Source organism: Thalassotalea marina, from assembly GCF_014656435.1.
GTDB classification, from domain to species: domain Bacteria; phylum Pseudomonadota; class Gammaproteobacteria; order Enterobacterales; family Alteromonadaceae; genus Thalassotalea_C; species Thalassotalea_C marina.
Genome location: NZ_BNCK01000001.1, coordinates 361,897 through 383,849, shown reverse-complemented (window position 1 = coordinate 383,849; position 21,953 = coordinate 361,897). Strand labels below are relative to the sequence as shown.

Below are 21,953 nucleotides of genomic sequence, written 5' to 3'. Positions count from 1 at the left end.
GCCTAACAAACACCATTTTCAACAATTTCAAATGGCTTATGGGGCAAAGCAAAATAACCTATTGATTTATTTATTATAATTATATAAATGAAAAAACCGGACGAAGTGTCCGGTTTCAACTTTTAGTAATTCGCTAAGCTAGCTTCTTGGAATTCAATTGGAGCTTGTTGAGTATCTTCATAAGTTACCCATTCCCAAGCATCTTTTTGCTTAAACACTTCTCTTAGAAGTAGATTATTTAAGCCATGGCCAGACTTATAAGCATTTAACTCAGCTAACATGCTGTGACCACACATATAAAGATCGCCAATCGCGTCTAATATTTTGTGTTTCACAAACTCGTCATCATAACGAAGGCCGTCTTTATTCAACATATTGTAGTCATCTAGAACGATAGCGTTTTCTAAGCTACCACCCAATGCTAAATTGTGTGAACGTAATAATTCAATATCACGAACAAAACCAAATGTTCTTGCACGACTAATTTCTTTAATAAATGAACAAGATGATAAATCCATGCTCATTTGTTGACTCGTGTTAGCAATAACCGGGTGATTAAAATCAATAGCAAAGTTAACTTTGAAGCCTTCGTAAGGTCTAACTTCTGCCCACTTATCACCTTCTTCAACACGAATTGGTTGTTTGATACGGATAAAACGCTTGGCTGCGTTTAATGATTCAATACCTACTGATTGAATCAAATAAACGAAAGGCAATGAACTACCATCCATAATTGGAATTTCATGAGAATCAACATCAATAATTAAGTTGTCAATTCCCATGCCTGCAACAGCAGCTAACAAGTGCTCGACGGTGGAAATCTTCACACCTTGTTCATTCACTAAACAAGTACACATAGTGGTTTCACCAACAGCCTCAGGTGTTGCTTTAATATCAACCACGGGGTCTAAATCTACACGGCGAAATACAATACCTGTATTTGCTGGCGCAGGACGGAGAGTGAGCTGCACCTTTTTGCCTTTGTGTAAACCAACACCAACTGCTGACACACTATCTTTAATTGTACGTTGTTTAATCATAAATAGCCTTCTTAAGCCCTTTATTTACTGTATTACGAGCACCGCCGAATTTTAGCGGCCGCATAATATAGCAAAAAAGCCCAAACAAATCAAAATCTCAGCCTAAATAAGCTGAATTATCCATAACTATTGCCAATTTGAGCAACAATATGCCTTAGATTTAGTCTGCTTGTTTTCTTAAAAATGCAGGAATATCTAAGTAATCGTCTAATGCTGCCGCTTGTACTTTTTGCGTTTTAGCTTGAGCATTTGCTTCTGGCATTGCCGCAGTTTGTGCACGTGCTTCAGGCTGTGGATTAGAGACAAACTCTTGACCTACAGCAATAGGCTCCATCACAGGTGCAGGGTTAACCAAAGTAATATCCGGTTTACGCTCAGCGCCAATACCCGTTGCAACAACTGTTACACGTAATTCATCTGACATTTCAGGGTCAATCACGGCACCGACTACCACAGTCGCATTTTCAGAGGCAAACGCTTTAACTGCATTACCCACGGTTTCAAATTCATCAATAGAGATGTCCATACCCGCAGTAATATTTACTAAAATGCCACGTGCACCAGCTAAGTCTACATCTTCTAATAACGGGCTTGAAATTGCAGCTTCTGCTGCCTCTTCTGCTCTGTCTTCACCTGATGCAATACCTGACCCCATCATTGCCGTTCCCATTTCAGACATTACGGTGCGAACATCGGCAAAATCCACATTTATGAGTCCTGGACGAGTAATTAGTTCCGCAATACCTTGTACCGCGCCTAATAAAACATTGTTGGCCGCTTTAAATGCATCTAGTAAAGATGTACCTGGGCCTAATACTTTTAACAGTTTCTCGTTTGGAATCGTGATCAAAGAATCAACATTTTTAGATAAAAACTCGATGCCTTGGTCTGCGTAATTCATACGCTTTTTACCTTCAAACGGGAAAGGCTTCGTCACAACAGCAACGGTTAAAATGCCAAGCTCTTTTGCCACTTCAGCCACCACTGGCGCAGCACCGGTACCTGTACCACCGCCCATACCAGCAGCAATGAACACCATATCAGCGCCTTGTAGCGTTTCACGAATCGTATCGCGATCTTCTTCAGCACTGCGGCGCCCAATTTCTGGGTTTGCACCAGCACCAAGACCTTTAGTTACATCACCACCAATTTGTAACGTTACATTGGCTGAAGAATTTCTCAGCGCTTGCGAGTCAGTATTGGCTGTAATGAACTCAACACCTTCAATGGTTTGAGTTACCATGTGTTCAACAGCGTTACCGCCACCGCCACCAACACCAATGACTTTAATCACTGCTTCTTCGTTATGATCTTCCATCAATTCAAACATTATTTTCTCTCCGATTATTATGTTTTGTTCCACCAAAACGTTTTACATAAATTTGTTTGGGCTACTGAAATATCAATAACCAATTAAAACTCACCTTTAAACCAAGCCAGCACTCTTGAGCCAACACTTGGTGTATTTTCTTTTGCTTTTTCTTCTTGCTGGTTTTGCTCTGTAGCTTTCATGCCATATTGCAATAAACCAACAACGGTCGCATAGCTAGGGTCATTGACATATTCTTTAAGACCTTCAACGCCAAGTGGAGCAGCCACACGAACAGGCATTTGGAAAACCTCTTCAGCAAACTCAACCACGCCTTCCATTTTTGACGTGCCGCCCGTTAAAACATAACCCGCTGCGATTTGATCTTCTAAGCCACTTTGGCGCAGCTCTTCTTGAATCAGTTCAAACAATTCCTGATACCTAGGTTCTACTACTTCAGCTAACGTGTGACGAGACATTGAACGAGCAGCCCTGCCACCAACACTAGGCACTTCAATATTCTCTTCCATACTCACCATTTGGCGCAGCGCACAAGCGTATTGCACTTTGATATCTTCAGCATGGCTCAGTGGTGTTCTAAATATTTTTGCGATATCACTCGTTACTTGGTTTCCAGCGACTGGAATCACAGCTGTGTGACGCAAGGCGCCCCCTGTGAATACGGCGATATCCATGGTGCCTGCACCAATATCAACAATACATATCCCCAATTCTTTCTCATCTTCAGTGACCACGCCGTAACTTGATGCCAATGCCGAGAAAATTAACTGATCGGCTTTAACATCACAGCGCTCAACACACTTGACAATGTTTTTTGCCATATCATTTGCACAGGTAACGATATGGACTTTAGCTTCCATACGTACACCTGACATTCCGATAGGGCTTTTAATGCCGTCTTGACAGTCAATTGAGTATTCTTGTGGTAATACATGCAACATGCGTCGTTCTGCAGAAATCGGCACTGAACGAGCGGTATGAATAACGTTATCAACGTCTTCTTGAGTGACTTCTTGGTCATTAATTGGCACCATACCGTTCTCATTTTGACAACTAATATGTTTACCTGAAATGCCCAAATAGACTGATGTAATATTACAATCAGCCATCAACTCTGCTTCGTTGATTGCTCGCTGAATAGACTGTATAACCAGGTTTAAGTCATTTACGCCACCTTTATCCATGCCTCTGGCAGGTTGATTACCTACACCCACTATGCTTAATGCATTGTCAGGAGTAATTTCACCGACAGCGACAGAGATCTTAGACGTACCAATATCTAAGCCAACAACTAAATTTCTATCAGTAACTTTGACCATTCAGTTACACTCTTTCTTTTTCATGTTTTGATTTCCAGCCTACGGCTAATCCTGTGTCATAACGCAAATCGACATAATTTACTTCTTGCTCTTCTTTGCTATGACTTTTTATTTCTGAGTACACATCTAAAAATCGTTGAATACGCTTTACTCTGTCTTCTCGACCAAGATTTAACATCACACCGTCGTCAAGTGTTAACTGCCAAGAATAGCGCTCAGTTAACACCAACTCGGCAATACCTAAGTTAGAAAAGCTCAACAACTTATTCAGATTGCTATAATTTTCTAGTGCTGTTTTTTCACTGCCTTCTGGGCCAAAAAATGCGGGTAAACTTTTAGTAATACGCGATTGCTGAGCTTGAAAAGCATCACCGTTTTCATTGATTAAAAAGTCACCATTCCAGTAAGCGACCGGCACCTGATCTACCACATAAATTTGCAATTCACTTGGCCATTGCTTACGCACAGACACTGAGTACACCCAAGGTAATTCAGCCACTTGCGCCTGAATCTTATTGACATCTAACTGAAAGAAGTTGCCTAAGTTAACATTTTCAATCGCTCGTTCGATGTCACCTTGCTTGGTATACGGCATGTCTCCACGAATAGATACAGAGGTAACAGGTGTTGATTCTTGGGCTGATACTTTCTCAACTAAAAGCCAAGCCATAAAGCACAGTGCAAAAATAACAGACACAAAAAATCCCACACCAAGCCAAAAGCTCCAATGAACTTGCGCTTGTTGTGTATTTTGTGTGTTATTTTTAGCAGTTGCTGTCATGGCTAATTGTTACTCCCATCACTGAGTTCAACAATTTTGCTCACCAACTGTACGAAGGATAAACCGCGCTCTTTTGCCGCTTTTGGCACTAACGAAGTTTCCGTCATCCCCGGCACAGTGTTTACTTCTAAAACTTGCCATTGTTGATTTTCATCACGCATAACATCGACCCGTCCCCAAATAGAGGCGCCTGTCGCAGCAAATGCTTGTAACGCTAATGCTCGCAATGCTTGTTCATCTTCATCAGATAAACCGGCAGGACAGTGATAAACGGTTTCTGTTGATTGATATTTGGCTTGGTAATCATAAAAAGCGTTAGGCGTTTCCATGCGAATTGCAGCGAGCGCCTCGTCACCTAAAATAGATACCGTAAATTCTGGGCCGGTGATCCAAGCTTCAAGTAATACTTCATCATCAAAAACAAATGCTTGTTCAATACTTTGTTTTAAGCTCTCTGGACTGTCAGCCATTGACATACCAACACTTGAACCTTCATGAGACGGTTTAACCATCACTTTGCCATGTAATTGGCTTAGCAGCGCTTCGCAATCTAGTGTGTTAAACTCTTGTTTGCGTACAATGGCAAATGGAGCCGTAGGAATACCTGCTGCTAGCATCACTTGTTTTGAACGGATTTTGTCCATTGAAAGTGCTGAACCAAGTACGCCTGAGCCAGTATAAGGGATATCTAAATATTCAAGAGCACCTTGCACGCAGCCATCTTCACCACCACGACCATGCAGTGCAATAAACACTAAATCTGGTTTTAATTGGGCAAGTTCAGACAGACAGTAGCCTTTTGTGTCGATAAGGCTTACGGTAAATCCAGCTTGTTCAAGCCCGTTTGCTACCGCAGCACCTGATCTCAGTGAAACTTCACGCTCAGCTGATTCACCGCCATAAAGCACAGCGATATGGCTAATTTTATTTGTCATCGCCGCAGCCTCCCAGTAATGAGTGATTTGCTAATGTTCTAGCTAAAGCGCCAATATTGCCCGCACCTTGAGTGATCACCATGTCTTGGTCTTGCAATTGCGCAGCTAACAGCTCAGCGAGTTTTTCTTGGTCATTCACATAAATAGGCTCAACCTGACCACGCTGCCTAATACTGCGGGCTAAACTTTTACTATCAGCCCCAGGAATTACAGTTTCACCTGCGGCATAGACATCAAGCAGGAACAACACGTCAACGTCAGATAACACATCAACAAAATCTTCATACAAATCACGCGTACGTGAATAACGATGAGGTTGGAATACCATCACTAAACGCTTTTCAGGCCAACCATTGCGCATCGCTTTAATGGTGGCAGCTACTTCTCTTGGATGATGACCATAGTCATCAACCAATACCATGTTGCCGCTATCTGTTTTTAGGTCAGCCAACTGTTCAAAACGTCGACCAATACCTGCAAACGATGCTAGAGCTTTTTCAATAGCTGAATCGTCAACACCCTCGTCGGTCGCAACTGCGATACCCGCTAGGGCATTGAGTACATTGTGTTGCCCCGGTAAGTTAACACTTAAGTCCAATACCGGCTGTCCTTGACGCTCTACGGTAAAGTAACTAACACCGCCACTTTGTTGATAGTTAGTTGCAACAACGTCTGCGTCTTGCGAAAAACCATAAGTGATCACTTGACGGCCAATTCTTGGTAGGATTTCACGAATAACAGGGTTGTCGATACACACCACCGCCAAACCGTAAAAAGGCAAGTTATGAAGAAAATCAATGTAAGTGTCTTTTAACTTTTCAAAATCACCTTGGTAGGTTTCCATGTGATCTTCATCAATATTTGTCACAACGGCAACCATAGGCTGTAAGTGCAAAAATGACGCATCACTTTCATCGGCTTCAGCGATAAGGTATCGGCTAGAGCCTAAGCGAGCGTTGGTGCCAGCACTGTTTAACAAGCCACCAATAACAAAGGTCGGATCAAGTTTTGCCTCACCAAAAATACTGGCGATTAAACTTGTTGTAGTCGTTTTACCGTGAGTACCAGCAATCGCTACCCCGTGCCTAAAGCGCATCAGCTCAGCCAACATTTCGGCACGTCTAACAATTGGAATGCGTAATTCACGCGCTTTAATAATTTCAGGGTTATTTTGGTCTATTGCCGTTGAAACAACAATAACGCTAGCCTGCCCAATATTGGCAGCATCATGACCTATAGCGATTTGCGCACCCAAGGTTCTCAAGCGTTTAACCACTTGATTTTCGCCAATGTCAGAACCTGTGATTTGGTACCCTTCATTTAACAATACTTCGGCAATGCCGCCCATTCCGGCACCACCAATACCGACAAAGTGAATGCTTTTCACTCTGCGCATTTCTGGCACTCGAACTGGAGATGAATTTTTGTCAATCATATGTTTACTCATTTTCGAACAAGCGCCTCACAAGTGCTGGCAACACGGGCAGTTGCATCGGCATGAGCTGCGTCATGCGCAGCTTTAGCCATCGATTTCACAACCGCATCAGAAACAAAAAGACTGTTGAGCATCTGTGCGAGGCTTGTTCCATTTAATTCTCTCTGCAGCATTAATTTTGCTGCTTTCCTATCAACCAAATACATAGCGTTTTTGGTTTGGTGGTCATCGACCGCGTGTGGTAAAGGAACAAAAATGGCGGGTTTTGCTGCCATAGCCAATTCCGAAACAGTAAGCGCACCTGCACGACATATCACCACGTCAGCCCAATCGTAGGCTGCGGCCATGTCGTCGATAAATTCTGTTACCTTTACGTTGTTTTTATCTACTTCATATTGTTGATAAAGTGCTTCTACATCTTGTAAATGCCCTTTACCGGTTTGGTGCCATACCTGAATATTTTGCAATTTGATCTGGCGAATAGCTTGCGGCACGGTATCGTTTAATACTTTTGCGCCTAAACTACCACCAACGACCAGTACCTTTTTACTGGCACTTGGTTGCTCAGGTATTTTTTGCTCTAGCGACACTATGTTTTGGCGTAACGGATTCCCAACAACCTCCGCCTCAACTTTATCTTTAAAAGCGCCCGGAAATGCACACAGCACTTTAGACGCAATTTTTGCCAAATAACGGTTACTCATACCCGCTACGGCATTTTGTTCATGTAATACTAATGGCTTTCCACACAACCAAGCTGCAACACCACCTGGGGCACTGGCATATCCACCCATACCTAAAACCACATCAGGGTTTACTTTGCGAATCACTTGAATTGACTGCCATAACGACTGCGCCAGCTTTAACGGCAGTTTGATACGGTCTACCCAGCCTTTATTGCGCATGCCAGCGATATTAATAAAAGAAATATCAAAGCCATGAGCAGGCACAATCTCGGCTTCCATACGTTTTGCTGTGCCAAGCCAATGAATATGCCAGCCTTCAGCTTTTAATTTTTCAGCGACTGCAATACCTGGGAAAATATGCCCACCAGTACCACCTGCCATCACCAATAAAGTGCGCGACGACTTATTTGTCATTTTTACGTCCTCCTTTACTGGTTGCTTGTAAACTTTGAAGTCGAATTTCGTGGTCAATACGCATGAGCACTACAACGGCTATCGTCATAATGATCATTGAACTTCCACCAGAACTGATTAGGGGCATTGTTAAACCTTTGGTTGGCACTATACCTGCGCTTGCGCCAACATTTACTGCTGTTTGAAAACTGAACCAAATCCCGATAGCGTAGGCAAAAAAACCTTCAAAATACTTTTCTTTTAGTAGTGCTTTACGCCCTAATAATAGCGCCTTCATCACTAACGTAATGCTCAGCAGCAATACCACAGCAATGCCAACAAAACCCATTTCTTCAGCTAAAATAGCCATAACAAAATCGGTATGAGCCTCAGGTAAATATTCCAGCTTCTGAATACTGTTGCCTAAGCCCTGCCCAAAAACTTCACCTCGGCCGTAAGCCATTAAAGATTGTGTTAATTGATAACCACTACCAAATGGATCAGCCCAAGGATCTAAAAAGCTGGTAACACGAGCCCAGCGATACGGAGAAAAATATGCCAGCGCGGCAATTGCAGATAAACCAGTTAATGCAATGCCGATAAATTGCCAAAGCTTTGCGCCAGCTAAAAATAACAATCCAAAGGTGGTAACAAACATCACCACAACCGTACCTAAATCAGGTTGCAGTAATAAAAGCAGCGCCAAAACACCAAAAACCACCAAAGGTTTAATAAAGCCCTTAAAGTTTTCCATGACTTCATCACGACGTCTGACCATGTAAGCGGCTAAATAACTAAAAAAGTACAACTTAGCCGGTTCAGCTGCTTGCACGGTAATCGGGCCAATAACAATCCAGCGAGTAGAGCCATTTACGGTGCGTCCTACAACCAACACTAATAAAAGTAAAAAGATGGCAGACAACAGCAATGGCCCACTGTATTGATGCCACTTAGACATAGGGATCTGCATCACTGCGATGCCAATAATGATGCTTAATACAATGTAGATACTGTGCCTGATAAAAAAGTGAAATGGATTATCAAACAGACGTTCAGCCACAGGCATTGATGAGCTCATCACCATGATCAGGCCAATGGCGTACATTGCGGCAGCGAGTAATATATAGCTGCGGTCAAAAGTCGCATTCGCTCGTGGCGTCTGTTCAAGCCATTTATTAAATTTTAATAGAGAAAGTTGTGTCATCGCTTGCATCACTGACCTTCCCCTAATGAACTAACGGCAGCCGCAAAAGCGTCGCCTCTTGCCATATAATTGGCAAACATATCGATACTGGCGCAAGCTGGTGACAATAAAATAATATCGCCAGCATTTGTCAGTTCGCGAGCAGTTAACACCGCTTCTTCAATTGACTTAACTTGTACAGCATTTTTTGATAACTGAGCCAATTGCTCACCATCTTTACCTAAAGTAATCAAGTGCGCTACGGTATGTTCAAATACTGATTGTAGCGGCGTAAAGTCAGCACCCTTACCTTCACCACCAGCAATTAGGGCTAATTTGGCACTACCTTTTGTTAAGCCAATACCTTCAAGCGCCGCCAAAGTTGCACCAACATTGGTAGCTTTAGAATCATTAATCCAAACACGGCCATCATTTGATGCAATCACCTGACAGCGGTGCGCTAAGCCATTAAAGCTCGAGAAGTGTTCAACCATAGCGTCTAGTGGCCAATCAAGTGCATGACCTAACGCCAATACCGCGCCATAGTTAAGTACGTTGTGCATGCCCGCCAAGGTTAACGCCGACAATGCAATGAGTGGCTTATCACCAAAGGCTAACATCGGCGTAGTGTCGACATTAATCACGCCAAAATCGCCAGCGCTAGGTTTATCAATGCCAAACGAGATTGTTGATTTTTCGTTTAACCCCAATGACTGATATAGCTCAGGTTCATGACGATTAACCACGGCAATATCACTCATCAAATAAACTTTTTGCTTAATTTGGCGATAATTTTCAATGGTTTTATGTCGATCTAAATGATCATCACTCAGATTAAGTACACAAGCGACTTTGGCTTGCATGCTTGATAAGGTTTCGAGTTGAAAGCTTGATAACTCAAAGATAAACACATCAACGTCATCTTCGACATGACTTAATACCGGCGTACCAACGTTACCAACCAGTGCAGCTCGTTTACCTAATTTATCGGCAACATGCGCCAGCAAACTCACCACAGTTGATTTACCATTTGAACCAGTAACGGCAACTATTGGCTTGTTATTTAAGCGACAAAAAAGTTCTACATCACCAAGTAAATCAGCACTTGATGGTATCTCGTTACGTAAACCTTCGGCGTCTAAATCAATGCCTGGGCTTGTAATTACAATGTCAGCACGGTTCAAAATTGACGTATGCCAATGGCCAGTTTTAAGTTGTTGACTAGGAAACTGTTTGGCAAAAGCTGACGCATCAACCGGTGTTTCTCGACTGTCGATCACAACACAAGTTAAGCCGTGTTTATCCAAAAATTTCACGCACGACATTCCGGTTAAGCCTGCGCCTAACACGACAATGTTTTTGTTGGTGAAAGTTTGGATAAAATCGACGTTCATATTTAATTTATCTCAACTTCAAGGTCGCTAAACCCACTAGTACTAAGACCAAAGAAATGATCCAAAAACGCACGATCACTCGTGGCTCTGGCCATCCTTTTAATTCGTAGTGGTGATGAATGGGCGCCATGCGAAATATACGCTGACCTCTGAGTTTATATGAGCCTACTTGCAAAATAACCGATAGGGTTTCCATCACGAAAACACCGCCCATAATAAATAACACCAACTCTTGGCGAACTAATACTGCAATCACACCCAGTGATGCACCTAACGCCAACGAGCCAACATCGCCCATAAATACTTGAGCGGGATAAGTGTTAAACCATAAAAAACCTAAGCCAGCGCCAACTATCGCTGTACAAACAACAACAAGCTCACTGGTTAATGGGATATGAGGAATATTTAAGTAAGCGGAAAAATTAACGTTACCAGTTACATAGGCAAAAACAGCAAAGGCACCAGCCACCATGATAGTAGGTACTATGGCAAGACCGTCTAATCCGTCGGTTAAATTTACTGCATTACTGGTACCGACAATCACGAAGTACGTCAGTAAGATATACAGCATACCTAGCTGCGGTAATACGTCTTTAACAAAAGGAAGTATCAATGCGGTTTCTTGAGGTTGTTGCGCCGTCGCGTATAAGAAAAACGCGGTACCAAAACCTAACACCGTTTGCCAAAAGTATTTCCAACGAGCAATTAGCCCCTTTGAATCTTTGCGGATAACTTTTCGGTAATCGTCAACAAAACCAATAATACCAAATGAGGTCACAACAAATAATACCGTTAATACGTAACGGTTAGTCAAATCACCCCATAACAACACACTAAAAATAATAGCGCCCAAGATCAAAATACCACCCATAGTAGGTGTACCAGATTTTGACAAGTGGCTTTCAGGACCATCGTCACGTACCGTTTGGCCAATTTGCATGCGCTGTAAATAGCGGATAAGTTTTGGACCGAAATACAGAGATAACCCCAACGCAGTTAACGTTGATACAATCGCTCTAAACGTTAAATACGAAAAAACGTTAAACGCACTAAAATACTGAACTAAATATTCGCTAAGCCAAAGCAACATTAAGCAATTTCCTCATGTTTTTGGCCATTGCGCCAGTTTAAGATATCCTCTACAACAAGTTCCATACGAGAACTTCGCGATCCTTTTACTAGAATTGAAATTTGCTGCTGCTCATTGGCAAGCAAATTTTGTAAATGACAAATTAGCTCGTCACGAGTATTAAAATGTTGCCCACGACCTTGATGACGGCGTTCAAAAGCGTCGCTTGTAGCTTGACTTAACACGCCAAGAGTTAACATATCGTCGATATTTTTGCCCGCAGCATATTCACCCACTTCTTGGTGATAACCGCGCGCATCAGCACCTAACTCACCCATATCACCAAAAATAAGAATAGTGCGACCAGGGTAAGAGCCCGTTAAATCACATGCAGCTTTCATTGATTCAACATTCGCGTTGTAGCTATCATCGATTAACTTAAAGTTGTCGTTAATTTGGTATAGATTTAAACGCCCTTTTACTGGCGCCATTTCGGCAAGACCTAAACGGATATCATCTAGCGACGCACCAAATTCAACAGCAATTAATGCTGCCGCTACGGCATTACACACATTGTGGCGACCAGGAATGGTTAACTCGATGAAAGTAGAGCCTTTGCCTACTACATGCAAAGTAAATGCAGCACAGCCGTTTTCGTCTAACACAACATCACTGCTATAACAGTCTGCAGCACTTACACAAGAAAAGGTACGTACTTTTTTATCAACTAAACGCCATTGCCATTTATTGGCTAATTTGCAATCTTGGTTATATAGCGCAACACCACCTTCAGATAACCCTTCATAGATTTCACCTTTAGCGCGTGCCACACCACATAAGTCACCAAAACCTTCTAAATGGGCAGCAGCAATATTGTTAATTACCGCGATATCCGGTTTGGTTAATCCTGAGGTATAGGAGATTTCTCCCATATGATTTGCACCCATTTCAATAACGGCGAAATCATGGTCATGCTCTAAACGCAGTAGTGTTAATGGCACACCAATGTCATTATTAAAATTACCATTGGTTGCAAGCACTTTTCCTAGTCGCGCCAAAATAGCAGCAACCATTTCTTTTACCGTGGTTTTGCCACTACTACCGGTAATGCCCACAGTTTTAGGAGCTACTTTGGCTTTAACATAAGCCCCTAATAGTCCTAGAGCTTGGTGGGTATCTTTTACCACGATTTGTGGAATATTTATGTCACATAGGTGATCAACTATCACTGCCGAACAGTTTGCTTGTTGTGCTTGTTCTACAAATTTGTGGCCGTCAAAATTTGCACCACGTAATGCCAAAAATACAGCACCTGACGTTAGCGCTCTGCTATCGGTACTTATTGCTTCAATAGTGCTATCAGCGCCCGTTAGTTTGCCTTCTACTACATCAGCTATTTCGATTAAAGTTAAAGGAATCATAAGCGTGCCTCTTGGGCGAAATAAGAGCTAACCAGCTCTCTTTCATCATAATTAATTCGTTTGCCTTGCATTTCTATGTAGTTTTCATGACCTTTCCCAGCCAACAAAACCACGTCATGCGCAGCTGCGTTATTCAGTGCAAATAGCACTGCTTCTTGCCTTTCAAGCACTATGTTAATTTTTTCCTGATGAATACAGCCTGACAAAATGTCATTTGCTATATTCTCAGGTGCCTCACTTCTTGGGTTGTCATTAGTGATCACAATGTGATCTGCATGTTGCTCTGCAACTTCTCCCATTAAAGCGCGCTTACCTGTATCTCTATCACCGCCACAGCCAAATACCACCCAAAGAGCGCCTTTACAATGTTGACGACATGCAACAAGAGCGTTATCTAGAGCGTCAGGGGTATGAGCGTAATCAACCACCGCAGTGACCTTGCCATTTCCGCCATAGGTTTCCATACGACCAGCAATGGGACTTAATTTACTAACAAGCTCAGCAATAGTGCATAGAGGAACAGCCCTACTGACTAACACCGCAATAGCGCCCAATAAATTGGCGATATTGAATTGGCCCAGCAAACGGCTGCTTAGTCTGATATCACCAACGTGAGTACGCAGTAAAAAGTCACATCCTTTTGCATGTAAATTTATTTCTGTTGCCTGTACAAATGCTGACGCTTTGCTTATCTGTGGAGAAAACCCGTAAACAACAACAGATTGTTTGTTATCTAATCGTGGCAACCAAGCTTGTGCTTGGTTATCGTCACCATTAACAACCGCCAATTGTTGAGTTTGTTGTGAGAATATTTGAAATTTTGCTGCGGCATAATTTTCCATCGTCTGATGGTAATCCAGATGATCGCGAGTCAAATTTGTAAACATAGCAATATCAAATAGTTCACTATGCACACGGCCTTGAGCAAGCGCATGAGATGACACTTCCATTACCACGTGTTTGTCGCCTTGCTCTTTAAATTGCCACATCAATTGGTGTAATTCTGTTGCGCCTGGCGTAGTGTTATTAATGGGGCAAATATGGTCTATGTTGCCAGCACCATTAGTACCAATTACGGCAGCGTTTTCGCCGTGTAGTTGCAGTAATCTTGCAAGAATTTGGCTAGTGCTAGTTTTTCCATTAGTCCCCGTGATACCAATGATATTTAACGAGTCTTGTGGTGCTTGGTAAAACGCTTTTGCTAGCGCAAACAATTGACGGTTTAATTGATAAAATGAAACAACGTCTACAGACTGTCCCGCATTATTTTGGCGCGTCTGTGTATTGCCGTGTTGTGAAGCTAGGTCGCACTCAAGCAAAATTAAATCACAACCTTTTGCCAAGGCATCATCAACAAAATCTGCACCGTGTTGGTTATGACCATTGATTGCACAAAAGATATCGTGCGCTTTTATCTGACGGCTATCGTTTACTAAAAAGCGTTCGGCTTCATCAAACGTTACGTTAAGTGTAATTTCAAACTCAGCCAGCCAGTTTTTAATAAATAAAGGCGAAACCTTATGCATTACTGTCTCCTTTTTTAGCGTTAGGAGCAGTATGTTCGTCTGGTGCAATGTTTAATAAACGCAATGAGCCTTGCATAACACGAGAAAATACAGGCGCGGCAATTTCACCACCGTGATAAAGGTCGCCACCAGGTTCATTGATAACAACCACAACGACAATTTTTGGATCTGAAACAGGTGCGATACCAGCAAACAAACCAACGTAGTCGTTACCATATCCGCCAGCTACCGCTTTAAATGCCGTGCCGGTTTTACCTGCGACTCGATAGCCATCAACTGCCGCATTTTTATATTTACGAGCAATAACTTGCTCTAACATCAGCAACACATTTTTTGAGTGTTTCTCAGAAAAAACACGCTCTTTATTAACTATCGGAGCCTTTGGATCACGTTTAATAATGGTAAAAGGTAGTTTCATACCACCATTGGCAATTTCAGAGTAAAAGCGCGCCATTTGCAAAGTTGTTGCAGAAACGCCCATACCATAAGAAAGTGCTGCCAATTCAACTTGTGACCAGCGAGAACGTGTATGCATGATGCCTTGACTTTCGCCAATAAGTTCAATGCCTGTTGACTCACCAAAACCCGCATTAAAATACGAGTCTAGGAAAAACTCTTTTGGCAAAGACAGGGCTAACATCGAAGTGCCCAAGTTTGATGAATTGACTAAAATATCTTCAGGCGTTTGTTTACCGTAGCTTCTTGGGTCACTAACTCGTCGACCACCAAGGCGCATAATGCGTTTGCTAGTGTCGATTACCGTATCTTTTTCAATGGCTCCAAATTCTAGAGCAGATAACACAGCAATAGGCTTCATTGTAGAGCCAGGCTCATAAAAGTCAGTAATAGCACGATTTCTGAAACGGTGAATAGCAACGCCACGACGATTATTGGGGTTATAAGAAGGGCCGTTTGCCATCGCCAAGATTTCTCCAGTAGAAACATCGGCAACGATAACTGAGCCTGAACTCGCTTTAAACGCTTTGATCGCGCCTTTTAATTCACGATAGGCCAGTGCTTGAACTCGTTGATCTATACTTAACGTTACGTCTTTAGGCGGCGTCGCTTTTATTGACTCCAATACTTCTATACGATTGCCTTTGGCATCTTTTCGAAAACGTTTTTGCCCTTGTTCACCGGTTAACGCATCATCAAAAACACGTTCAATACCTTCAATACCTTCGTCGTCAACATTGGTAAAGCCAACAATATGAGCACTAATTTCACCCGTTGGATAAAAACGTTTTGATTCTTTTCGTAAATAAATACCAGGAATTTTTAACTGCTTGATGTAGTCAGCCATCGCTGGAGACACTTGTCGTTCAACATAGACAAAACGTTTTGCAGGGTCACGAGCTACACGCTCAGTAATTGTTTTAACGTCTTTATCAAGTACATCTGCCAGTGCTTTCCAGTGTTCAGTCATAGACAGGGCGTTATTTTCCATAACAACTTTTGGATCTGCCCATACCGTCTGCACAGGAACACTGACCGCTAGTTCAACGCCATTTCTGTCAACAATAGAACCACGATGTACTTTGTTTGCTGTGGTACGAAGTGATCGCATATCACCCTGCTCTTTGAGCATTTCCGGTTCAATCACTTGAATGTAGGCTGTTCGAGCAATCAAGATAAAATAAACGAGCACAATAACACCGATGACGAGATAAAATCGCCATGACGCTGTTATTTGTTTGTACTTACTTACCTTAGTTGCCACTTGTTATTTCAACCTAATAATTACTTCATTGTCTGCAGTAGGTTTTACCATCTGCAATTTTCTTTCTGCTTCAGACTCAATGGCACTGTGTTCAGCTAAGCTATTTTGCTCTAGTAACAAATTACGCCACTCAACATCTAATACATCGCGTTCAGTCAATAAATGTTCTAACTCGCTGGTGCTCTGGCGATTTAAGTGCGTAAAATACACCACTGAAAACGCTGAAAGTACAACCAACAAAAGCAACACATATATTGCAATGTGTTGCTTAATGTCATGCCAAACTTCAAAAGCCAAAATGACTTTGGAAGACATGATTAATCCGCCAACCTTGTAGCCACTCTCATCACTGAACTGCGAGAGCGAACGTTAGCCTCTACTTCATATTTTGAAGGTTTATATTTGCCTTCTAAACGTAGTTTCTTTCCTTTATTAATTTCTTCTTCACTCACTGGCAGACCTCGTGGGACTTGCTTACCTTGTGAGTGTTTTTTCATAAACTGTTTTACTAATCGATCTTCAAGTGAGTGGAAGCTGATAATGACTAATCGACCACCTGGCTTTAACACTGATAAAGATGCTTTTAGCGCATTTTCGATTTGTTCAAGCTCGCTGTTAATGTACATACGAATAGCTTGAAAGCTTCGTGTTGCTGGATGCTTTTTGATTTCTCTTTGTGGTGCAGTTTTTTTGATAAGTGCTGCAAGCTGCCCCGTACGTGTTAAAGGCTCTTCTTCACGGGCATCTACAATTGCATTAGCAATACGCCACGCATGTTTTTCTTCACCAAATGTTCTTAATACCCAGCTAATATCTTCAACATCAGCAACAGCTAACCATTCTTGAGCAGTTTGGCCTTTTGATGTGTCCATCCGCATATCAAGTGGGCCGTCATTCATAAAACTGAAGCCGCGCTCTGCTTGATCTAGTTGCGGTGAAGAAACACCTAAATCGAGTAAAATACCGTCTACTTTACCCATCAGTTGCTGTTGTTCAGCAATTTGTAGTAATTCGCTAAAGCCAGAATGCACGATAGAAAATCGAGCATCATCGGCAAATTTTTTAGCCGCTTCAATGGCTGTTAAATCGCGGTCAATGGCGACAAGTCGACCATTTTTAGAAAGTTTACTAAGGATTAATCCAGAATGACCACCGCGACCAAACGTGCCATCGATATAGACGCCATCAGGATCTAACGCAAGCTCTGCGACTGCCTCGTCTAGCATCACAGAAATGTGAGATTTATCAGGTTGCACGTTGTGTTATCGCCGTTGTTTTTAAGTTTTTGTTAATTTCTAAAGTGAAAGATCTAACAATCTTTCTGTAAGCTCTACTTGGCCAGATTGAATTTGCGCGATGCCTTTTTGCATATGTGCTTTCCATGCCTCGTCACACCAAATTTCAAATCGTTTTAACTGGCCAACAAGCATGACATTTTTTGCCAAGTTTGCGTGTTCACAAAGGGGGCCATTGATGAGCAATCTGCCATTTTTATCCATATCGCAATCAGAAGCATTGCCTAGTAATACTTGCTGCAATAAACGCTCTTGCGGGTTAATGTTGGATAAGTTGCATAGCTTTAATTCAATTTCTTCCCATTCTGGAAGTGGGTATAACAACAAGCATGGATTTTGAATATCAACGGTACAGATCAATTTTCCTTGGCAATCGTTCATAAGCTCCTCGCGATACTTCGTCGGTATCGTGATTCTGTTCTTACTGTCTAACGTAATTGAACTGGTGCCTCTAAACATAACCTTGTTTTTAATCCGTAGAATCCATCAAGATCCACTTTTCCCCACTTTTTTCCACATTGATACAGTTTAGAGAGATAAGTAAAGGTATGTCAAGCAAAGAATTGCTATTTTGATCGCCGTGATCAGCAATAAAATAAAGGCTTTCGGCGAAGTTTATGTTTTTGTGGAGTTTTGTGGATCAGCGGCCCAAATTTCACTAAATTTTTTGTAAAAATTGGGCTTTGTGGATATCAGTAGGTTATTCTCGGACAAAAATTTGGTATTGATGTGCAATAATGTGGATCGCGACTTTTTCACCCACTGCCAATAACTGTTCACTATAAAAACTTAAGCGCTCAAATGATAACGCACAGTGCTTATCTAAGCTAGCTAAGATGTAATGATAGCCTTGCTCAGTAAAAGTAATGTGTTTAACGATGCAATTTGCTTCTGCTTCAATGAGCTTTAAGTATTTAGGCTTAATTAATAACTCTATCGACGAATCAGGCGTGTCTGTGAGCTGCTCACAATTAACTTCGCCAAGTGCTGTAAACAGACTATTACCAACTGATTTCACTTTCAGCCAACTGCCAATTTGCAAAAAGTCAGCCACTTGCCAGCTGGCAGGTTGTTCAAATACGGCTTTTGGTGCGCCTGTTTGTATGATACTTCCTTGATGCAGTAACGCTATTTTGTCAGCAAATGTAAACACTTCATCTTTGTTATGAGTAACAAAGATTGCGCTCATGTTAAACGACTTTAACAACGAGCGAAGTTCAATCATTAATTCATCACGTAATCGTGCGTCTATATTTGAAAACGGCTCATCAAGTAAAAGTAGTTTTGGTCTAACGGCCAACGCTCGAGCAATGGCAACTCGTTGTTGCTGTCCACCGGATAACTGGTGTGGAAAACGTTCCGATAGTTCAGTTAACGCCAGCAACTTTAACAATTCAGCAACGCGATAATCTTGCTCACTTTTTTTCAGTTTTTGAATACCAAAAGCAATATTTTGCCCCACGGTTTTATGTGGGAATAACGCGTAATCTTGGAAAATTACCCCAACTTGCCGCCTCTCTGGTGGCACATGAGAACCAGCACCGATATGAATGTCGTCAATACAAATTTCACCACGGCTTTGCTCAACAAACCCCGCAATGGTGTTTAACAAAGTCGTTTTGCCACAACCACTAGGGCCTACTAATCCTAAAATATCACCTTCGGCCAAGGATAACTCAACATCTTGCAAAATCAGTTTATCTTGCAAAAGAACAGACAAGTTTTTAATCGTTAAGATGGGCTTCAATGATTTTTCTCTTTTTTATTTAGTATGACAATTGGGATCAAACCAAAGGCAACGATGAGGATAGCGCCAATTGCGCCTTGCTCCAAGCGTTCATCGGATATCATTTGATAAATATGTGTGCTTAAAGTATCAAAATTAAACGGCCTTAAAACCAATACCGCTGGCAATTCTTTCATCGCTTCAACAAACACTAACAACCAAGCAACAACAAATGAGGATTTAAGTAGTGGAATATGCACTTGTCTGATAGTTTGCCACAAGCCAACACCTAAACTTGCGGGGGCATAATCGAGTGATTGTGGTATTTGTTCAACGCCACTGGCTATGGTGCCATTGGCAATAGCTGAAAATCGAGTCACCAAAGCAAATACGATTGCAAAAGCACTGCCTGATAAAACTAACCCTGGCGCGTTAAAACCAAATTGCACTGCTAGATCATTAATCACATGATCTAAAGGTCCAAATGTTGCTAACATCGCCATCGCTAACACCGTCCCAGGGATAGCATAACCCAGCCCCGAGATCTTTAATGGTAGTGCTGACAGTTTTACCTGACTTAATCGTCTAAACAACACAAATAATAGCGCTAACACACTAGCAATAGATGCTACGTAAAAGGAAACTTCTAAGCTATTAAGACCAGACGACAACAAAGTGTTAAATTGCTCAACATCGAAGTATCGCCATGCCATGTCTAACAAAATGCCACAAGGTAACAAGAAGCCAAAAACAACGAGCCCCCAACAAAATGCACTAGCGGCAATTTGCTCAATGCCAGTTAATGTATAAACATGTTCGATGTGTTGGCGTGAATTAACTTGGTGTGACTGTTTAGCACGAGCACGTTGCTCTGATACCAACACGATCAATACAAATATCAACAAAACGCTGGCAATCGCGTTGGCGGTAGAAAGCTCGCCATATTCCAACCATGTATCATAAATTGCGGTTGTTAGGGTATTGACGGCAAAATATTGCACCGTTGCAAAATCTGCTAACGTTTCCATTAACACCAAACTCGCTGATATCGCTATGGCAGGCCTAGCTAATGGTAATGAAACTTTAAAAAAGGTTTGTCTTGCATTTAATCCTAGCGAACGCGCTGCTCTTATCATTTGTGGATCTTGGCATTCAAAGGCCGTACGCACCAACATGTAAACATAAGGAAAAAGCACCAGCGCGATCATTAGCGCCGCACCAAACAAACTCCTAATATCAAAAAACCAGTAATCTTGAGGTGATTGCCAAGCAAATATATCGCGGAGAAAGCGCTGAACTGGGCCAGCATAATCGAACAAATCAGTATAAATATAAGCAATGACATAAGCAGGCATAGCCAATGGCAGCAATAGCAGCCATCGTAACATCTTGCGCCCATATACATTCGTGCGAGTGACTAAAGCGGCTGAGATCACACCAAAACATATAACCAGCAAGACGACATATCCGCCCAACAACAGGGTGTTGATGATGTAATCTGGTAAAACTGTTTGCCATAGATGCAAAAAAGTATCATGGTTTGCCGAAGAAGCTGACCATATCATAACGGCAACTGGCGCCATAAGCGCCAGTGCAAACAACCATGAACTTAGTGCCCATATTGGGCGTTTAGGGGTTAGAGTCACAGATCAAATTTTGCTTGGTCGAGCAGTTTTATTGCTGCTTTTCTGTTTTTTGCCACCTCAGTTAATGGCAGAGAATCTGCTTTAAATTTACCCCATGAAGCTACAAGGTCAGACACTTTTACTCCTTCACGCACAGGGTATTCCATATTCGTTTCAGCGTACATTTGTTGGGCTTGCTCAGACACTAAAAATTCCATTAACTTAATCGCATTAGCTTTGTTTGGAGCATGCTTTGCTAGCGCCACACCTGACACGTTGATATGTGCGCCACGATCGCCTTGATTTGGAAAGTTAATATTCACGGCATCAGCCCATTCTTTCTGGTCTTTATTCGTTAACATGTTGCCAAAGTAATAGCTGTTGCCCAAACTTAAATCACAGAGATTTTGATGAATAGCTTGAACTTGTCCTCTGTCGTTACCTTGAGGTTTTCTCGCTAGATTCGCTTTAACACCTTTTAACCACTCTAATGTTTTTGTCTCACCATGATGAGCAATCATTGAAGCAACCAAAGCAACCGTATATGGATGTTTACCGCTGCGTGTGCAAATTCGACCTTGCCATTTTTTATCTGCCAGATCTTCGTAACTTATATCGATATCACCCAGGCGTTTAGACGAGTAAATATTGCGGACTCGCGTCGTTAAAGCAAACCAAGTATCGTCCTCTGCTTGCAGGTGAGCTGGCACTGCTTGTTCAATGGTTGATGAGTCCACACGTTGAACTAACCCTTTGTCTTTTAATTCGATTAAACGACTAATATCTGTTGTTAACAATACATCAGCAGGGCTATGAATCCCCTCTCTGGCTAAGCGCTCTGCCATACCTTTCTTAGCAAATACAACATTAACTTTAACGCCAGTCTGGTCAGTAAACACATCAAATAATGGCTTAACCAAGTTTGCTTGGCGATATGAATAGACATTAACTTCTTCGCCGGCTTGAGCCAAAAATGTAGGTAAGATGGCACAAATAGCTAATGCCGAATTAATTAAAGTCTTTTTAAACATAGTTCTTCCAGTTTTTTTATTATCGAGCGATTCTATTAACGACA

Annotated in this window: 19 protein-coding genes; all 19 read right to left on the bottom strand. The window is 42.0% G+C overall.

Annotated elements, in window-relative coordinates; genetic code table 11:
• Positions 1 to 122: 122 nt before the first annotated feature.
• The 19 genes from lpxC to IE199_RS01595 all read right to left on the bottom strand — a co-directional run bounded on the left by lpxC (position 123) and on the right by IE199_RS01595 (position 21,909).
• Positions 123 to 1,040 (bottom strand): UDP-3-O-acyl-N-acetylglucosamine deacetylase, encoded by a 918-nt coding sequence (lpxC, locus tag IE199_RS01685; protein WP_189766981.1) that lies wholly within the window; start codon positions 1,038 to 1,040, stop codon positions 123 to 125.
• 160 nt (positions 1,041 to 1,200) lie between these two features.
• Entirely contained in the window at positions 1,201 to 2,370 is a 1,170-nt protein-coding gene (gene ftsZ / locus IE199_RS01680) for a cell division protein FtsZ (protein WP_189766980.1), read from the bottom strand.
• 83 nt (positions 2,371 to 2,453) lie between these two features.
• Positions 2,454 to 3,689, bottom strand: a complete 1,236-nt coding sequence (gene ftsA / locus IE199_RS01675) for a cell division protein FtsA (protein WP_189766979.1) — start codon at positions 3,687 to 3,689, stop codon at positions 2,454 to 2,456.
• A 4-nt stretch (positions 3,690 to 3,693) separates the two neighbouring features.
• Positions 3,694 to 4,470 carry a cell division protein FtsQ/DivIB gene (locus IE199_RS01670; RefSeq protein ID WP_189766978.1) on the bottom strand — a complete coding sequence of 259 codons (777 nt, stop codon included), beginning with the start codon at positions 4,468 to 4,470 and terminating at the stop codon, positions 3,694 to 3,696.
• A 2-nt stretch (positions 4,471 to 4,472) separates the two neighbouring features.
• On the bottom strand, positions 4,473 to 5,405 hold the full coding sequence (locus tag IE199_RS01665) for a D-alanine--D-alanine ligase (RefSeq protein WP_189766977.1): 933 nt from the start codon (positions 5,403 to 5,405) through the stop codon (positions 4,473 to 4,475).
• Positions 5,395 to 6,840 carry a UDP-N-acetylmuramate--L-alanine ligase gene (gene murC, locus IE199_RS01660; RefSeq protein ID WP_373304753.1) on the bottom strand — a complete coding sequence of 482 codons (1,446 nt, stop codon included), beginning with the start codon at positions 6,838 to 6,840 and terminating at the stop codon, positions 5,395 to 5,397. The genes IE199_RS01665 and murC overlap by 11 nt, the downstream gene beginning before the upstream one ends.
• An 8-nt stretch (positions 6,841 to 6,848) precedes the next feature.
• Positions 6,849 to 7,940, bottom strand: coding sequence for an undecaprenyldiphospho-muramoylpentapeptide beta-N-acetylglucosaminyltransferase (gene murG, locus IE199_RS01655; RefSeq protein ID WP_189766975.1), 1,092 nt, complete (start codon positions 7,938 to 7,940; stop codon positions 6,849 to 6,851).
• Positions 7,930 to 9,135, bottom strand: a complete 1,206-nt coding sequence (gene ftsW, locus IE199_RS01650) for a cell division protein FtsW (RefSeq protein WP_229854470.1) — start codon at positions 9,133 to 9,135, stop codon at positions 7,930 to 7,932. Before ftsW ends, murG begins: the two co-directional genes overlap by 11 nt.
• Positions 9,132 to 10,496 (bottom strand): UDP-N-acetylmuramoyl-L-alanine--D-glutamate ligase, encoded by a 1,365-nt coding sequence (gene murD, locus IE199_RS01645; protein WP_189766974.1) that lies wholly within the window; start codon positions 10,494 to 10,496, stop codon positions 9,132 to 9,134. The genes ftsW and murD overlap by 4 nt, the downstream gene beginning before the upstream one ends.
• 7 nt (positions 10,497 to 10,503) lie before the next feature.
• Positions 10,504 to 11,586, bottom strand: coding sequence for a phospho-N-acetylmuramoyl-pentapeptide-transferase (gene mraY, locus IE199_RS01640; RefSeq protein ID WP_189766973.1), 1,083 nt, complete (start codon positions 11,584 to 11,586; stop codon positions 10,504 to 10,506).
• Positions 11,586 to 12,986, bottom strand: a complete 1,401-nt coding sequence (locus IE199_RS01635; protein ID WP_189766972.1) for a UDP-N-acetylmuramoyl-tripeptide--D-alanyl-D-alanine ligase — start codon at positions 12,984 to 12,986, stop codon at positions 11,586 to 11,588. Before IE199_RS01635 ends, mraY begins: the two co-directional genes overlap by 1 nt.
• Entirely contained in the window at positions 12,983 to 14,512 is a 1,530-nt protein-coding gene (locus tag IE199_RS01630; RefSeq protein ID WP_189766971.1) for a UDP-N-acetylmuramoyl-L-alanyl-D-glutamate--2,6-diaminopimelate ligase, read from the bottom strand. The genes IE199_RS01635 and IE199_RS01630 overlap by 4 nt, the downstream gene beginning before the upstream one ends.
• Complete coding sequence (locus tag IE199_RS01625) at positions 14,505 to 16,232, bottom strand: peptidoglycan D,D-transpeptidase FtsI family protein (protein WP_189766970.1); 1,728 nt, start codon at positions 16,230 to 16,232, stop codon at positions 14,505 to 14,507. Before IE199_RS01625 ends, IE199_RS01630 begins: the two co-directional genes overlap by 8 nt.
• A 3-nt stretch (positions 16,233 to 16,235) precedes the next feature.
• Entirely contained in the window at positions 16,236 to 16,547 is a 312-nt protein-coding gene (gene ftsL / locus IE199_RS01620; protein ID WP_189766969.1) for a cell division protein FtsL, read from the bottom strand.
• 2 nt (positions 16,548 to 16,549) lie between these two features.
• The gene (gene rsmH, locus IE199_RS01615) at positions 16,550 to 17,488 is read right to left on the bottom strand and encodes a 16S rRNA (cytosine(1402)-N(4))-methyltransferase RsmH (RefSeq protein ID WP_189766968.1); all 939 of its coding nucleotides are present in this window, start codon (positions 17,486 to 17,488) and stop codon (positions 16,550 to 16,552) included.
• 39 nt (positions 17,489 to 17,527) lie between these two features.
• Positions 17,528 to 17,986: a division/cell wall cluster transcriptional repressor MraZ gene (gene mraZ, locus IE199_RS01610; protein WP_189766967.1), complete on the bottom strand. Its 459-nt coding sequence runs from the start codon at positions 17,984 to 17,986 to the stop codon at positions 17,528 to 17,530.
• Between the two features lie 241 nt (positions 17,987 to 18,227).
• The gene (locus tag IE199_RS01605) at positions 18,228 to 19,274 is read right to left on the bottom strand and encodes an ABC transporter ATP-binding protein (protein ID WP_189766966.1); all 1,047 of its coding nucleotides are present in this window, start codon (positions 19,272 to 19,274) and stop codon (positions 18,228 to 18,230) included.
• The gene (locus IE199_RS01600) at positions 19,271 to 20,899 is read right to left on the bottom strand and encodes an ABC transporter permease (protein ID WP_229854469.1); all 1,629 of its coding nucleotides are present in this window, start codon (positions 20,897 to 20,899) and stop codon (positions 19,271 to 19,273) included. The genes IE199_RS01605 and IE199_RS01600 overlap by 4 nt, the downstream gene beginning before the upstream one ends.
• Positions 20,896 to 21,909, bottom strand: coding sequence for a Fe(3+) ABC transporter substrate-binding protein (locus IE199_RS01595; RefSeq protein WP_189766965.1), 1,014 nt, complete (start codon positions 21,907 to 21,909; stop codon positions 20,896 to 20,898). Before IE199_RS01595 ends, IE199_RS01600 begins: the two co-directional genes overlap by 4 nt.
• Positions 21,910 to 21,953: the final 44 nt, after the last annotated feature.

Bases quoted from the DNA above. Each gene is read 5' to 3' on its own strand.
- lpxC (WP_189766981.1), bottom strand. From the start codon at position 1,040: ATGATTAAACAACGTACAATTAAAGATAGTGTGTCAGCAGTTGGTGTT.
- ftsZ (WP_189766980.1), bottom strand. From the start codon at position 2,370: ATGTTTGAATTGATGGAAGATCATAACGAAGAAGCAGTGATTAAAGTC.
- ftsA (WP_189766979.1), bottom strand. From the start codon at position 3,689: ATGGTCAAAGTTACTGATAGAAATTTAGTTGTTGGCTTAGATATTGGT.
- IE199_RS01670 (WP_189766978.1), bottom strand. From the start codon at position 4,470: ATGACAGCAACTGCTAAAAATAACACACAAAATACACAACAAGCGCAA.
- IE199_RS01665 (WP_189766977.1), bottom strand. From the start codon at position 5,405: ATGACAAATAAAATTAGCCATATCGCTGTGCTTTATGGCGGTGAATCA.
- murC (WP_373304753.1), bottom strand. From the start codon at position 6,840: ATGATTGACAAAAATTCATCTCCAGTTCGAGTGCCAGAAATGCGCAGA.
- murG (WP_189766975.1), bottom strand. From the start codon at position 7,940: ATGACAAATAAGTCGTCGCGCACTTTATTGGTGATGGCAGGTGGTACT.
- murD (WP_189766974.1), bottom strand. From the start codon at position 10,496: ATGAACGTCGATTTTATCCAAACTTTCACCAACAAAAACATTGTCGTG.
- mraY (WP_189766973.1), bottom strand. From the start codon at position 11,586: ATGTTGCTTTGGCTTAGCGAATATTTAGTTCAGTATTTTAGTGCGTTT.
- IE199_RS01635 (WP_189766972.1), bottom strand. From the start codon at position 12,986: ATGATTCCTTTAACTTTAATCGAAATAGCTGATGTAGTAGAAGGCAAA.
- IE199_RS01630 (WP_189766971.1), bottom strand. From the start codon at position 14,512: ATGCATAAGGTTTCGCCTTTATTTATTAAAAACTGGCTGGCTGAGTTT.
- ftsL (WP_189766969.1), bottom strand. From the start codon at position 16,547: ATGTCTTCCAAAGTCATTTTGGCTTTTGAAGTTTGGCATGACATTAAG.
- mraZ (WP_189766967.1), bottom strand. From the start codon at position 17,986: ATGTTTAGAGGCACCAGTTCAATTACGTTAGACAGTAAGAACAGAATC.
- IE199_RS01595 (WP_189766965.1), bottom strand. From the start codon at position 21,909: ATGTTTAAAAAGACTTTAATTAATTCGGCATTAGCTATTTGTGCCATC.